This window comes from Haladaptatus sp. SPP-AMP-3, from assembly GCF_049568665.1.
In the GTDB taxonomy this organism is placed as follows: Archaea; Halobacteriota; Halobacteria; order Halobacteriales; family Haladaptataceae; genus Haladaptatus; species Haladaptatus paucihalophilus.
On record NZ_CP145897.1, the window covers coordinates 995,593 to 1,009,273 of the forward strand.

General features: G+C 63.1%; 14 protein-coding genes. 7 read left to right on the forward strand and 7 right to left on the reverse strand.

What is annotated here, in order from left to right; all coding sequences use genetic code 11:
* The first annotated feature begins 48 nt into the window (after positions 1-48).
* From V5735_RS05850 to V5735_RS05860, 3 genes are all read left to right on the forward strand, one after another.
* Entirely contained in the window at positions 49-912 is an 864-nt protein-coding gene (locus tag V5735_RS05850) for a cytochrome c oxidase subunit 3 (RefSeq protein ID WP_423745495.1), read from the forward strand.
* 150 nt (positions 913-1,062) lie between these two features.
* A complete protein-coding gene (locus V5735_RS05855; RefSeq protein WP_264781664.1) occupies positions 1,063-1,344 on the forward strand; it encodes a DNA-directed RNA polymerase subunit L in 282 nt (93 codons plus the stop codon).
* 147 nt (positions 1,345-1,491) lie between these two features.
* Complete coding sequence (locus V5735_RS05860; RefSeq protein ID WP_423745496.1) at positions 1,492-2,238, forward strand: bacterio-opsin activator domain-containing protein; 747 nt, start codon at positions 1,492-1,494, stop codon at positions 2,236-2,238.
* A gap of 21 nt (positions 2,239-2,259) precedes the next feature.
* On the opposite strand, the gene hisF is transcribed toward V5735_RS05860, so the two are convergent.
* Positions 2,260-3,075, reverse strand: coding sequence for an imidazole glycerol phosphate synthase subunit HisF (hisF, locus tag V5735_RS05865; RefSeq protein WP_423745497.1), 816 nt, complete (start codon positions 3,073-3,075; stop codon positions 2,260-2,262).
* Between the two features lie 553 nt (positions 3,076-3,628).
* Here hisF and V5735_RS05870 point away from each other — a divergent pair.
* Positions 3,629-3,781 carry a DUF7550 family protein gene (locus tag V5735_RS05870; protein ID WP_007978203.1) on the forward strand — a complete coding sequence of 51 codons (153 nt, stop codon included), beginning with the start codon at positions 3,629-3,631 and terminating at the stop codon, positions 3,779-3,781.
* Between the two features lie 119 nt (positions 3,782-3,900).
* Here V5735_RS05870 and purL read toward each other — a convergent pair whose 3' ends face one another.
* Complete coding sequence (gene purL / locus V5735_RS05875) at positions 3,901-6,018, reverse strand: phosphoribosylformylglycinamidine synthase subunit PurL (protein WP_423745498.1); 2,118 nt, start codon at positions 6,016-6,018, stop codon at positions 3,901-3,903.
* A gap of 160 nt (positions 6,019-6,178) precedes the next feature.
* The gene (locus V5735_RS05880) at positions 6,179-6,349 is read right to left on the reverse strand and encodes a hypothetical protein (protein WP_423745499.1); all 171 of its coding nucleotides are present in this window, start codon (positions 6,347-6,349) and stop codon (positions 6,179-6,181) included.
* A 776-nt stretch (positions 6,350-7,125) separates the two neighbouring features.
* Between V5735_RS05880 and V5735_RS05885 the strand changes: the two genes are divergently transcribed.
* Both V5735_RS05885 and V5735_RS05890 read left to right on the forward strand, forming a co-directional pair.
* Entirely contained in the window at positions 7,126-7,812 is a 687-nt protein-coding gene (locus tag V5735_RS05885) for a PHP domain-containing protein (protein WP_423745500.1), read from the forward strand.
* Complete coding sequence (locus V5735_RS05890) at positions 7,812-8,879, forward strand: asparagine synthase C-terminal domain-containing protein (protein WP_423745501.1); 1,068 nt, start codon at positions 7,812-7,814, stop codon at positions 8,877-8,879. The genes V5735_RS05885 and V5735_RS05890 overlap by 1 nt, the downstream gene beginning before the upstream one ends.
* Before the next feature lie 385 nt (positions 8,880-9,264).
* Here the strand turns inward: V5735_RS05890 and V5735_RS05895 are convergent, their stop codons facing one another.
* Genes V5735_RS05895 through V5735_RS05910 form a run of 4 tightly spaced genes read right to left on the reverse strand, consistent with a single transcriptional unit; the run spans position 9,265 to position 11,332 of the window.
* Positions 9,265-9,414 carry a hypothetical protein gene (locus V5735_RS05895; protein ID WP_007978191.1) on the reverse strand — a complete coding sequence of 50 codons (150 nt, stop codon included), beginning with the start codon at positions 9,412-9,414 and terminating at the stop codon, positions 9,265-9,267.
* Positions 9,415-9,454: 40 nt separating this feature from the next.
* A complete protein-coding gene (locus tag V5735_RS05900) occupies positions 9,455-9,940 on the reverse strand; it encodes an NUDIX hydrolase (RefSeq protein WP_423745502.1) in 486 nt (161 codons plus the stop codon).
* Between the two features lie 25 nt (positions 9,941-9,965).
* Positions 9,966-10,817 (reverse strand): SAM hydrolase/SAM-dependent halogenase family protein, encoded by an 852-nt coding sequence (locus tag V5735_RS05905; RefSeq protein WP_423745503.1) that lies wholly within the window; start codon positions 10,815-10,817, stop codon positions 9,966-9,968.
* Entirely contained in the window at positions 10,814-11,332 is a 519-nt protein-coding gene (locus V5735_RS05910) for a nicotinamide-nucleotide adenylyltransferase (protein WP_423745504.1), read from the reverse strand. Before V5735_RS05910 ends, V5735_RS05905 begins: the two co-directional genes overlap by 4 nt.
* Positions 11,333-11,567: 235 nt before the next feature.
* Between V5735_RS05910 and lonB the strand changes: the two genes are divergently transcribed.
* Entirely contained in the window at positions 11,568-13,568 is a 2,001-nt protein-coding gene (gene lonB, locus V5735_RS05915) for an ATP-dependent protease LonB (protein WP_423745505.1), read from the forward strand.
* The last annotated feature ends 113 nt before the right edge of the window (positions 13,569-13,681 follow it).

The window sequence follows — 13,681 nt, forward strand, 5'->3', positions numbered from 1 at the left end:
GAGCGCCTTTGGGTGCATTTTTAGTAGTCGGGGCGTAACCGTCTCTGTATGACGGTAACGGACGATTCGACAGAGGAGCACGGCCATCACCTCCCGGCCGTCGAAGACTGGCCGAAAGGCTTCGGCGAGGCGTCGTGGTGGCCCTTCATCACCGCGATCGGCGGGGCGGGATTCTACATCGGTGCCGCGTTGTTCATTCTGGGACGCGGTGCAGAGCCAATGGTCGGGCCGACCATCGGTCCCGCGGTGTTCATCGCCAGCGTCTTGGTCTTCCTCACCGGGTTGTACGGCTGGGTGTACCACGCATTCGTCAAACACTTCTGGAGCAGGGATACGCACGAAGCAGGCTCGAACGCGTTACGCTGGGGGATGATCTCGTTCCTCGGGTCCGAAATCGCGACGTTCGGCGCCGGGTTCGTCTACTACTTCTTCATCCGCACGGGGACGTGGCCCCCGACGGGTGCTGAAATACCCGACCTCGTTGGGTCGCTCGTGCTGGTCAACACGGCGCTGCTGGTCGCCAGCAGTATCACGCTCCACTGGGCGCACATCGAACTGCGGAAGAACAACCGCAGTCGGTTCATCGCCGGTCTCGGCGCGACGCTCCTCCTCGGAGCCGTGTTCATCGGCGGGCAGGTGCTCGAATACTACGAGTTCATCGTCCACGATAACTTCACGTTCACCGGGGGCGTGTTCAACAGCGCGTTCTTCGGTCTGACGGGACTTCACGGGCTACACGTGACCATGGGTGCGGTACTCATCGGCATCATCTTCGTTCGCTCGCTCTACGGACAGTACTCGCCGGAGCGTCACGTCTCCGTGTCGACCGTCTCGATGTACTGGCACTTCGTGGACGCGGTGTGGATTTTCCTCGTCGTCGTGCTGTACGTCGGCGCGGAAATGAAGTTCTAACCGCGAATCCGTCACATTCGCTTTTATTCCATCCCCGAGTTGCGACGCCATCCAACGGGGGATAGTCGCATTCGAACGCCGGGCGACCCCCTCGAACACGAAAACGCGCGCTTCGCAAGATTGAAACGCGACAATGGAGAATTCGGTGGTATGGAACTGCGGGTTATCGAGAAGAGCGATACGGAACTCCAAATCGAAATCGGGGGCGAAGACCACACGTTCATGAACGTGCTCAAGGGTTCACTCCTCGAAACCGAGGGCGTCGCCGCGGCGACCTACGACCTGAACCCCGAGCAGTCGGGTGGGCAGACGGACCCCATCCTCACGGTCAAGACCGAGGGAAGCGTCGACCCCATCGACGCGTTGGAGGCCGGTGCACAGAACGTGAAAGACAAGACGAGCGCCTTCCGCGAAGCGTTCACGAGCGCCTGAATTTTCCCGGTTTCCGTTCTCGTCTCGTTCCGCTCGGGGACGACTCACGGACGATTTTCGCCCCGCTAGCGTCGTGTGCCGCGAGGGTGTCGTCTGGCCACGATTGTCACACAATAGCTAAACGGGGCTATCCATTGACGATAGATAGTGACAGTTGAGGATGGCGAGACAACCAATAGAGTAGTGGAAGTCGAATTTCAGGCCGATGACCCGCGATATCCGCTCGTGGCCGTCTCACAACGAACGGGGTGCCGGGCTTCTCTGCAACAGATACTGCCGCGGGGTGACGGGACGTACACCGTTTTTTATCGCGTCTCCGACGTCGACCCGGGTCGCGTTCTCGACGTCGCCAACGAGGACGACCGTCTCGAAGCGCGACTGATCGGCGGTAACGAAACGGAGGGCGTTCTCGAAGTGGACGTCAGCGACGTGGAGGAGTTCTTCGTCGTCACGCTGACCGACGCCGGTGCGATTCCCAAACACATGTGGAGTGCGAACGGCGTCGCGCACATCGTGGCCGACATCCCGTCGAACCGCTCCGCGAGCGACGTCATCGACCGGTTCAGTTCGGACCACCCCTCCGTGGAAATCGTCGCTCGGCGACAGAAAGAGTACACCACACCGCTGTTCAGTCACCGCGAGTTGCAGATGGCGATGAACAGAACGCTGACGACCCGACAACACGAGGCGCTGTTGGCGGCGTACGCGGGCGGGTATTTCGACTGGCCGCGAAAGAAATCCGGCGAGGAAGTGGCGGCCGAACTCGGAGTGTCGTCCCCGACGTTCTTTCAGCACCTCCGGCGGGCCGAGCAGAAAGTCCTCTCGCTCCTCTTTACGGAACAACGACCGGGGACGAACCGAGTCGGAACGAACGAAGACGCGATTAGCGGGTAGGTCGGCGACGACCGACCGGCGCTACAACCGAACCGGAACGTCGCGGTCCGCGAGGTACTCTTTAACCTCCCGAATCGAATACTCGCCGAAGTGGAAGATGGACGCCGCGAGCGCCGCGTCCGCGTTCGCGTCGGCGAACACCTCGTAGGCGTCCTCCGGGCCGCCGCAGCCGGAGGAGGCGATGACGGGGGTCGAAACCGAGTCACAGACCGCCTTCGTCAGCGGGATGTCGTAGCCGTCCTTCGTCCCGTCGGCGTCGATGGAGTTGACGAACAGTTCGCCAGCGCCGCGCGATTCGGCTTCGTTCGCCCACTCCACCACGTCGATACCGGTTCCCTCGCGGCCGCCCTTCACGGTGCACTCGAACCAGCAGGACTCGCCGTCCACTTCCGCGTAGTGTTCGCCCGCCTCGTCGAACCGCCGTCGGGCGTCCACGCTGATGACGATACACTGGTTGCCGAACGCCGTCGCACCCTCGGTGACGAGTTCCGGGCGCTCCAGCGCGGCGGTGTTGATGGACACCTTGTCCGCCCCCGCGCGGAGCGTCTCCTTGATGTCCTCGCGCGTTCGAATACCGCCGCCGACCGTCAGGGGGATGAACACCTCGTCGGCCACCTCGGAGACGACGTTCAGCATCGTCTCGCGGCCGTCCGCGCTGGCCGTGATGTCGAGGAAGACGAACTCGTCCGCGCCCGCCTCGTTGTACCGTCGCGCCATCTCCACCGGGTCGCCGGTGTACTGCAGGTCCTCGAAGTTGACACCGGTGTACACCGCCGGGTTCCCGTCGTCGTCCAAATCCACGTCGATGCACGGGATTATCCGCTTCGTGAGCGTCATTGGGAGTGGGTTGGGAACCGGTCGGCAAAAGGAGTCGGGTTACGGGAAACCGTTGCGAACACATCTTCGCCCGATATCCGACGTTCCACCGTGGCGCGCGCTGAAGCGTACGAGGTCTTCGTGAGTGATAACGGAACGAACGAATGGTTCGTCAGAGCGTTGCTCTGACGGTGGGTGACTGAGCGAATGCGAAGGAATCGGTTGGGGAGGGTGTGGCTGATGCGGTGCGGTTGCGGTTTCAGTGACGTCTGTCGTCGCAGTCACAGACAAACCAACACCACCTCGTCGCAAGCGTGGGGGGCCTTCGGGGACTGCTCCGTAGCGATGAAAATCACAGCAAAGTCATCGTTTTCTCGTAGCGAGCGAATTTCTGACCATGAGACGTATCGAGAGAGACAAAAATGGGGATACTGAAGCCCATCGGATTTTCACTATTCCATCTCGTAAAGCACTAAAGAATACTGGATAGTACTAAAGTACACTGAATCATACTACATCTTTCCGCGCCTCGAACACCGATACATCGAAGTACCGGGCACGCAGAACTGCAACCATGCAAGAAGACACCGACCCGGTACAGCACGCCGACGGACTGACGCGATTGACGTCCCCGATGCAGGAGTTCACGATGAGTCAGGTGACGACCGGTCTCGTCGTCTTCGTCATCGGCGTCGCCGTCGTGTTCGGCGTTCCGCTCCTGCTCTGAGCGACGAACTTCTTCTCTCGACCGTATCGAACGGCGCTCCGACGTTTCTCCGTGACCAGCGCCTCGCTTCGAGTCGAAAAGCCGTGTCGGTCGTCCGCTCCGTTCTCCTCGGGCGTCCTTTACTCCAGTTCCCGGACGAGAACGTCGCGGAGCGCCGCGATTTCGCCCGCCGTATAGCGGAGTCCCTCTCCATCGACTTCGAGTTGGAGGGTTCCCGAGTCGTTCGCCTCGCCGAGTTCGGTGACGGGGGCGACGCCATCGAACGCGGCGAACGCGGCGTCCGGGTCGGTCGTCTCGACCACCGCGCGGCCGGGGGGCTCGCTGAACAGCGCTTCCGCGGCGTCGGCGTCGTCGAGCGAAACCGACGCACCCGCGTCGTCCGACACCATCTCGGCGAGCGTCACCGCGAGACCGCCGTCGCTCACGTCGTGGACCGCGAGCGTGCCGTCCGCCGTGGCGACCTTCCGAAGTCGGGAAAGGAGTTCGGGCGCGTTCTCCGGGAGTTCCGGGAATCGGTCGGTGCCGCCCATCCGTGCGAGGTACTCCGAGCCGCCGAGTTCGGCGGTGGGTTCGCCGACGAGCAGGAGAGTTCCCTCGCCGGAGAGTTCCGCGCGTGGTGCGTCGTATTCTTCCGTGGTTCCCGTCATCGCCAGCGTCGGCGTCGGGGGAATCGGGCCGCTCGGCGAGTCGTTGTACAGCGAGACGTTCCCGCCGACGACGGGCACGTCGAGGGCCGAACACATGTCGGCGAGGCCGTCCACGATGCCCTTGAAGCCGCCGTACACGTCGGGTTTCTCGGGGTTGCCGCCGTTCAGGCAATCGACCGCGGCGAGCGGCGTTGCGCCCTTGGCGGCGAGGTTCGTCGCGTTTTCGAGGGCGACCGCGCGGGCACCGTCGTAGGGTGCCGTCGTCGTCCAATTGGGGTTCGCACCGGACGAGAAGGCGAGGCCGAGTTCCGCTCGCCGAACGGCGAGGACGGCCGCGTCGTCGCCGGGAAGGACCGAGGTACGAGTCTGGACTTCATGGTCGTACTGGCGGTACACCCACCGCTTGCTCGCGCAGTTGGGCGACCCGACGACCGCCTCGAACGCCTCGCGGACGTCCGCGTCCGGCAGGTCGCGGTCGGGTTGGGTCGGCTCCTCCGACGGGAGGTCGTTCATCGGCGCGCCGTCGCCGATGAACTCGGCGGGCACGTCCACGACCGTCTCGCCCTCGAACTCACAGACGTAGTTGCCGTCGGTCACGTCGCCGATGACGGTGCATCCGAGGTCGTACTTGTCGGCGATTTCCGAGACCGCATCGACGTTATCGGGACGCACCTCGTACACCATGCGCTCCTGCGATTCGGCGAGCAGGATTTCCATCGCGTTCATGTTCGGTTCGCGCTGGTGGACGCGGCCGAGTTCGATGTCGGCCCCGAGTTCGCCCTTCGCCACCAGTTCGCTCGACGCGCCGCCGAGTCCCGCCGCGCCGAGGTCGCGAGCCGATTCGACGAGTTGGCCGTCAACGAGTTCCTCGTTCGCCTCGATGAGGAGCTTCTCGGTGTACGGGTCGCCGACCTGCACCGCCGGGCGGTCCTCCGTTTCCGCGTCCTCCGCGAGGTCCTCGCTGGCGAAGCTCGCGCCGCCGAGTCCGTCCCGCCCCGTCGAGTTCCCGACGAGGAGCAGTTTGTTGCCCGGCGTCTGCGCTTCGGCCGTGATGAGGCGCTCCGCGGGAAGCAGTCCGACGCAGGCCACGTTGACGAGCGGGTTGCCCTCGTAGTCGGGGTGGAACTGCGTGCTTCCGGTCACGGTCGGCACGCCGATGGAGTTGCCGTAGTCGGCGATACCCTCCACGACGCCCTCCAGCAGGTAGCGCGAGTGCTCGCGGTCGAAGCCCCCGAAGTAGAGGCTGTCGGCGAGCGCGATGGGGTACGCGCCCATCGACAGCGTGTCGCGGACGATACCGCCGACGCCCGTTGCCGCGCCGTCGTATGGGTCGACGTAGGACGGGTGGTTGTGGCTCTCGATACCCATCGTGATGTAGGTCGAGTCGTCTAGCGCGACCACGGCGGCGTCGTCACCCGGTCCGATGACGACGTCATCGCTCTCGGACTCGAACGCCGACAGCAGGGGCCGCGACGACCGATACGCACAGTGTTCACTCCAGAGGTTCTCGAACAGCGCTTCCTCGGCCGATGTCGGGTCGCGGCCGAGTTCCGCGACGACCAACTCTCGGTCGGAGTCGTCCAAACTCATTCACTGGTCTGTACAAACAGGGCGGATTAATGCCTTTCCATGTGCACGAACGTGTGGGGGTTTCGTGCAGCAGCGATGAGTCATCGCCATATCGCTACTGTTCCCACTGGCTCGTGTCGTATTTGTTCGTCCCGATGACATTTGAAGAGAACGAGTGCCGCTACAGTGGTTCACGCCAATCGCGCACGATCCAGTGGCCCGCGGCCGTGAACTGGCCTTTGAACAGGAGGCCCGTCGCCACCATCATGACGACGAGCGGGGTCACCGCGAACGTGAGCGTCTTCAATATGACTCGTTCGGTGAAACTCTCGTGTTCTATCTTGTTTCCCATGTAACTATTTAGAAATCGTATTTCGGTAAAAGCTTTCTGTATCTCCCCTTCACACAGTCATTCGGACCCGACATAATAAAGAGGAATATCTCCAGATGTAAGCGTTTCACCCGCGTGAGAACGACGATACGAAACCCGACGGGGTTCTTTTGGAACCATTCGGGGGTAACGAATCCGCTTGTGAGACAATTTTCCATCCCGGTGGTCAACTCCGTGTCATCCTCATCAGTCCGCAGGCGAGTGACCGCGGGGTAGCAACCGCGTGCGGATTACTCGAAAAGGACCGACACGGAGTCGTAACGGAATTTGGTAAATATACAATTTTATCACGCCTTTCAGCCAATCTCTGTTCATTTCTCCGATTTTAAAATCCCAACGTCATTGTTGGTGGCCTATTCCACCACAATAGCTAAATACTTCGTTGCCATTGGTATCAACTGCCATGAAACGCTCACAAGGAGGGGAACGATAAGAGACGGACCCTACAGCCGACAAAATCGATGCCTATGATTGCATGAACGCGAGTGACCGTTTTCACCCACCCACTCCGCGGGCGATGCTGCCTCCATCGCCCGTATTCATGCGCTGAAACGTCCCTAGTTCCAGTTCAGTCGTGCGTCCGACCGTTCTGCTCCGGTCATCCCGTTCCGTGGTCTCCGATTTATTCGAGAGTACCATCGGCGAACACTTTCCAGCGAAAGCGCCGCCTCGCGGCGAATTCCGACCGCCGACCACGGACCGAGGTGCTTTTCCCGGCGTACTGCCAACGTTCTCCCGTGCTATCGGTCGAGTTGCATTGTCATTCCGCACTTTCCCACGATGGCCGTGACCCCGTCGAACTGCTCTTGGAGCAAGCCAAGGCGGTCGACTTGGACGCCATCGCCGTTACCGACCACGACGAGATCGACGCGAGCCTCAAGGCCGCGGAACTCGCCCCCGAATACGGATTGGTCGGCATCCCCGGCATGGAGATTACGTCCCGCGCGGGGCACGTCCTCGGGTTAGGTATCGAAGAGCGCATCTCGCCGGGCCTCTCGTTCGGCGAGACGCTCGACAGAATCCGGGAGCAGGGCGGCGTCGCCGTCGTCCCCCACCCGTTTCAGAAATCACGGAGCGGCGTCGCCGCGAACATCACCGGAAAGAGGCTCGCGGAAGCGGACGCTATCGAGGTGTACAACTCTCGCCTGCTGACGGGCCGTGGCAACCGGAAAGCGCGGTCGTTCGCCAACGACCGGGACGTGCCGATGACGGCCGGAAGCGACGCCCACATCAGCGAGATGGTCGGGCAGGCTGTAACGAAAATCGACGTGAAGACGCCCGACAAGCGGGCCATCCTCGGCGCTATCGTCGACGGCCGAACCGAAGTCGACGGGAAACGAACGCCGTGGCATATCAGTTTCCGACAGGCAGCGGGCGGTGCGAAGCGCCGCGTCATCACCCGAGTCGGACAGTACTTCGGCTGATGCGGGGGCGATCACCGGACGCCGTTCGGCGCGCCATCGAAACGAACGACCCGCTGCCGGGCGGCGGCGGCTTTGCGGGCGAGGTGAACGGGGCCCTCGTCCGCGACGTACTCGGACGCTACCCCCTGTTCTCGGAGGGAGACGACGCGACGACGTGGAGTCACGACCCGACCGACCTCGACGCTCCCGACCCGGTTCCGGCGGGCCACGCGCGAACCGAGGAGGGCGACGAACGACTGTGGGACCTCCCCGACCCGTCACCGTTCGAGGACGAGGAAAGCGCGGTTTCGGCGGTTCGAACGGCCATCGAGGCCAGTCTCGGTTCCGTTCCGGCGGACGACCTCGCGGTCGCGTTTTCGGGCGGCGTCGATTCCGCCGTCGTCGGGAGCGCCTTCGATTGCCCGCTGTACGTCGCCGGGTACTCCGGCAGTCACGACGTAGCGGCCGCGCGAAGCGCGGCCGCCCTGATGGACCGCGACCTTCGCGTCGTCGAGATAACCCACGAAGACATCGAACGCGCCGTTCCCGAAGTCGCCCGCGCCATCGGTCGAACCAACGCGATGGACGTGCAAATCGCGCTCCCGCTCTACCTGACCGCCGAGCGGGCGCGGGCCGACGGATACGAGAGACTCGCGGTGGGACAAGGCGCGGACGAACTGTTCGGCGGGTACGAGAAGGTCGCCCGCGCGGACCATCGCGTCGAGGCGGAAACGGTGCGCGGTGCGGCCCGCGAGACGATTCGAACCCTCTCCGAGCAGTTGCCGCGGGACGTGCTGACGCTTCGCGCCGCGGGCGTCGAACCGGTCGCTCCCCTCCTCGACGACCGAATCGTTCGGGAAGCGCTCCGCCTTCCGGGACCGATGCTCGTCTCGGACGGCGTTCGAAAGTGGACGTTCAGGCAGGCCGCTCGGGAGTTCGTCCCCGACGAGATAGCGACGCGGGACAAGAAGGCGGTGCAGTACGGCAGTCTGGTCGCGCGGGAACTCGACCGACTCGCTCGGCGGGCCGGGTACAAACGGCGGATGGACGACCACGTGACGAAGTACGTCCGCTCGCGACTGGAATGACGACGGTTCGCTCCTGCGGGTGCTTACGGTTGTCCTTCGTACGGTCGTCGTCTCAGTAGAACCGCTTGCGCGATGTCCGCGAGCGAAGCTCTTCCCGGAGCCAGGACTCGCGATACCCGATGCAATGCCCACCACATTCGGTGCACATCTGCCGGTCGAGTTCGTACGACGCACCGCACGATTTACACTCGAACCGCGTCGAGTCCGCGTGCCCCAGCCCCAGACCGACCCGGCTGACAAATCTCATTCTCGATTTGTTCGAGCGCAGGCAGTGTCATTATTATACGCCCGCTAAACCCCTCTAAACACCCGATCACGAGAGTTTGTTTTCTCATACTCATCATTCATTCAAAAACACCGACAATGAATGGAATCTGACTAGTCGTCAGTGGCGTGGAGAGACGACCTGCTCGCTGCCACAATCCGGACAGCGTTCCCGCTCGTCGTCGAATGCCTTTCCACACCCGGTGCAGACGTAGGTCGGTCGGGGGTCTTCGTCGTCGTCGGTTCCGAGCAGGCGGTCGATGATACTCATAAACGCCAGCAATCACCGGACGGTCCTTATTATACACCACCTAATCCCGGTTACGCGGTCGAGATTCGACGCGTTCGATGGCCTCGATGCCGAGCGTCACAACCTCCTCAGTCACGCCGTCGTGCGTTCTGAGTTCGTCCGGCGAGAACCACCGCCAGCAATCGGTCGCGCGTTCGCCGTCGTCCGGTGTAAGGTCCCGATCGGACGCCTCGCCGTAGAACACGAAGTCGATGTGTTGGTGGGCGACTTCCCCGTCGAACGCGTCGACGTCGTATAGCAGAGTGTGTTCCGCGGGCGCGAGTTCCCGACCGAAGTCGGCGTCGACGCTCGTCGCCGGTTCGAGGAGCGTCACGTCCAACCCCGTCTCCTCGCGTATTTCGCGCACCGCGGCCTCTCGGGGAAGTTCGTCTCGGTCGAGATGGCCGCCCGGGGGGAGGAGCATGCCGAGTCGGTCGTGGTCGTGGAGCAAACACTCGCCGTCGTGGACGACGTACGTCGTGGCCGTGAAGTGTCGCGTCGTCTCCATGCGAAAAGGGACGACCGAATCGGGTTCACCGTTTCGGTCGGGTATCGAGGCGAATCTCGTCGCCGACTTCGATGCCGGTGGACTCGTCCGACGGGCCTTCGCTCGCGACGCCGTCTGACTTATCTGACGAGCCACCGCTCGCTTCGCTCGCGGCGACGCCGAACGCCTCGTCGCCGCGGCCTCGATTGACCGCGAGTTCGACGTTGCCGTGACTGCCGACCGTCACGAGTCGCTCGCCCGGTCCGACGTGCGCGTAGGAGGGTTCGACGGGCACTGAGAGGCCGTTCACTTCGATTTCGTCTACGCCGTCCAGGAACTCACCCGGAACGTTGGTGATGGCGTTGCCGAAGTCGTCCACGACGAGCAGTTCGCCGGTCGCGGAGCGGTCGCGGACGGTCGGGTCGGGAAACCGGAGGTCTTCGAACTCCTCGGTCGGCACGACGCCCTCGAGTCCGTCGAGCGCGTCCACGCCCGCTTCGTGGACCCGAGCGGCGGCGGGCGCGAACACGTCCCGCCCGTGGAACGTCGCGCTGTCCGCGTTTTCGTAGTTGACGCGAAAGACGTCGAACCGGTCGGCGTCGGCCAGTTCGCGGGCGACAGGGATCAGGACGCCGTTGTCCGGTCCGACGAGGGCGTGCTCACCCGCTCGAACTACGAGGGCCGCCCGGTCGGTACCGACACCGGGGTCCACCACGACGAGGTGGACGGCGGGCGGGAAGTACGGCAACACCTCGCGGAGCCAAAAAGCGGTCGCCCGAACGTCCTGTCGCGGGAAGTCGTGGGCGACGTCCACGAGACGGGCGTCGGTCCGCTGGAGCAACACGCCCTTCATCGCCGCCGGGTACGGCGTGCCGAAATCGGAAGCGAGGGTTATCATATCCCGTTCGAGTCCGAGTCGCTGACCTGTTGGATGCGGTCGATGCCGTCGATTTCTTCGATGACTTCCACCACCGGGTCGGGAACCAACCGCTGCCAGTCGCCGCCCTCGACCATCCGGTCGCGGACTTCGGTTCCCTCCAGCACGTCGCGGTTGAACATCGGGGACTGGCGAACCTCGACACCCGCCTCCTCGAACAGTCGGATGACGAGTGGGTTGTTCGAGTAGGCCACGTCGAAGTCCGGGCTCATGCTCTGGACGTGACTCACCCACACGGAGTTCCGGTCCAGGTCCTCGATGGGGACGGCGTACGTCACGAGGTCGTAATCCACGAGGGATTTGGTTATCATCATGATGCGTTCGCCGGCCGTGAATGGATCGTGACGGCTGTGTGAATCGCCCGCGCTTCCGATGCCGAGGACGAGTTCGTCGACCTCCTCGGCGATGGTATCGACCACGTTGTGGTGGCCGTTGTGATAGGGTTGGAAGCGCCCGATGTAGAACCCGCGGGTCATGGTGAACCCGTCGGGTAGGATTTTTATAAGGGTGACGAGTCGTTCGTCCGAGCGAGCGTCCCCGGCGAAAAGTTGGGTCACCGTTTTCGAACCCGGCGCTCGACGCCGAGAGCGATACGGCTATATCCGTTCAATTCCATAGTCTCACGGCCTGAAATGGAGTCCAAGCGGTTGAGAAGAGGGAGAAAGTATATCAGTTCGCCAGCCATGTTTTCAACTACACAGAACGAATTCTATGAGTAACGACACCGAAGCTTCACCACCGGAGCAGGAAGCCGAGCAAGACATCGACGTCGATAGCCTTGGGAGCGAGGTGGACGCCAAGGTCGCCGATGATATTGCAGAGGACGACCTGCTGGGTGGGTTGGAGATAGAAAGTACGGACGAAGTCGAAATCCCCGACCGACTGGTCGATCAGGTCATCGGGCAGGACCACGCCCGCGACATCATCCTGAAGGCGGCAAAGCAGCGCCGTCACGTGATGATGATAGGGTCTCCCGGGACCGGGAAATCGATGCTGGCGAAGGCGATGAGCCAACTCCTCCCGAAGGAGGACTTGCAAGACGTCCTCGTCTATCACAACCCCGACGACGGGAACGAGCCGAAGGTCCGAACCGTTCCCGCCGGAAAGGGCGAACAAATCATCGAGGCGCACAAGGAGGAGGCCCGGAAGCGCAATCAGATGCGCTCCTTTTTGATGTGGGTCATCATCGCCATCGTGGTGGGGTACGCGCTCCTCCTCGCCGGAAAGCCGCTCCTCGGAATCCTCGCGGCCGGTGTCATCTACCTCGCGTTCCGCTACGGTTCGCGCGGCACCGACGCCATGATTCCGAACCTGCTGGTCAACAACAGCGACGTCACCAGCGCGCCCTTCGAGGACGCGACGGGTGCCCACGCGGGTGCGCTGCTGGGCGACGTGCGCCACGACCCGTTCCAGTCCGGCGGGATGGAGACGCCGAGCCACGACCGCGTGGAACCCGGCGCCATCCACAAGGCGAACAAGGGCGTCTTGTTCGTGGACGAGATCAACACCCTCGACATCCGCAGTCAGCAGAAGCTGATGACGGCGATTCAGGAGGGCGAATTCTCCATCACCGGTCAGTCCGAACGCTCGTCCGGTGCGATGGTGCACACCGAACCCGTTCCGACCGACTTCGTGATGGTCGCGGCGGGGAACCTCGACGCCATGGAGAACATGCACCCGGCGCTTCGCTCGCGTATCAAGGGATACGGGTACGAAGTCTACATGGACGACACCATCGACGACACGCCGGAGATGCGGCGCAAGTACGCGCGCTTCGTCGCCCAGGAGGTCGAAAAGGACGGTCGGCTCCCGCACTTCACGGACACGGCCGTCGAAGAGGTCATCCTCGAAGCCCAGCGCCGCGCGATGCGCAAAGACCACCTCACGCTCAAACTGCGTGACCTCGGTGGCCTCGTCCGCGTCGCGGGCGACATCGCTCGGGCCGAGGACGCTGACTTCACCACGCGCGACCACGTGCTGCAGGCGAAACAGCGCTCGCGCTCCATCGAGCAACAGATCGCCGACGACTACATCGAGCGGCGCAAGGACTACGACCTCACCGTCTCCGCTGGCGACGTGGTGGGTCGGGTCAACGGTCTGGCCGTCATGGGCGAGGACAGCGGTATCGTCATGCCCGTCATGGCCGAAGTCGCACCGTCGCAGGGTCCCGGCAAGGTCATCGCCACCGGGAAACTGCAGGACATTGCCGAGGAGGCCGTCCAGAACGTCAGCGCCATCATCAAGAAGTTCAGCGACGAGGACATCTCGGAGAAGGACATCCACATCCAGTACGTGCAGGCGTACGAGGGTGTCCAGGGTGACTCCGCGTCCGTGACGATGGCCACCGCGGTCATCAGCGCGCTGGAGAACATCCCCATCGACCAGAGTATCGCGATGACCGGTTCGCTGTCGGTCCGCGGCGACGTGCTCCCGGTCGGCGGCGTCACGCACAAAATCGAGGCGGCCGCGAAGGCGGGCGTCGAGACGGTCATCATCCCGAAGGCTAACGAGCAGGACGTGATGATCGAAGAAGAGTACGAGGAGATGGTCGAAATCATCCCCGTCTCGCACATCAGCGAAGTCCTCGAAGTCGCGCTCACGGGCGAATCCGAGAAGGACAGCCTCATCAACCGGCTGAAGGACATCACCGGGCACGCCCTCGACCGCAAGGTCGGCGGCACCCAGCCCGGTAGCAGCCCGAGCCCGCAGTAAGCGTTCGGCGACGAGAATTCGTTTTTTCTATTCGATTTCCGTCCCACAGCGACGGCACCGACCGCATCGACGGAAAGATAGCTTTTCAGCGTCGGCGTCCGAACCCGAAAGCG

Coding starts and splice junctions, on each gene's coding strand:
- V5735_RS05850 (WP_423745495.1), top strand. CDS start 49: ATGACGGTAACGGACGATTCGACAGAGGAGCACGGCCATCACCTCCCG.
- V5735_RS05855 (WP_264781664.1), top strand. CDS start 1,063: ATGGAACTGCGGGTTATCGAGAAGAGCGATACGGAACTCCAAATCGAA.
- hisF (WP_423745497.1), bottom strand. CDS start 3,075: ATGACGCTCACGAAGCGGATAATCCCGTGCATCGACGTGGATTTGGAC.
- V5735_RS05870 (WP_007978203.1), top strand. CDS start 3,629: ATGCAAGAAGACACCGACCCGGTACAGCACGCCGACGGACTGACGCGA.
- purL (WP_423745498.1), bottom strand. CDS start 6,018: ATGAGTTTGGACGACTCCGACCGAGAGTTGGTCGTCGCGGAACTCGGC.
- V5735_RS05880 (WP_423745499.1), bottom strand. CDS start 6,349: ATGGGAAACAAGATAGAACACGAGAGTTTCACCGAACGAGTCATATTG.
- V5735_RS05890 (WP_423745501.1), top strand. CDS start 7,812: ATGCGGGGGCGATCACCGGACGCCGTTCGGCGCGCCATCGAAACGAAC.
- V5735_RS05895 (WP_007978191.1), bottom strand. CDS start 9,414: ATGAGTATCATCGACCGCCTGCTCGGAACCGACGACGACGAAGACCCC.
- V5735_RS05900 (WP_423745502.1), bottom strand. CDS start 9,940: ATGGAGACGACGCGACACTTCACGGCCACGACGTACGTCGTCCACGAC.
- V5735_RS05905 (WP_423745503.1), bottom strand. CDS start 10,817: ATGATAACCCTCGCTTCCGATTTCGGCACGCCGTACCCGGCGGCGATG.
- V5735_RS05910 (WP_423745504.1), bottom strand. CDS start 11,332: ATGACCCGCGGGTTCTACATCGGGCGCTTCCAACCCTATCACAACGGC.
- lonB (WP_423745505.1), top strand. CDS start 11,568: ATGAGTAACGACACCGAAGCTTCACCACCGGAGCAGGAAGCCGAGCAA.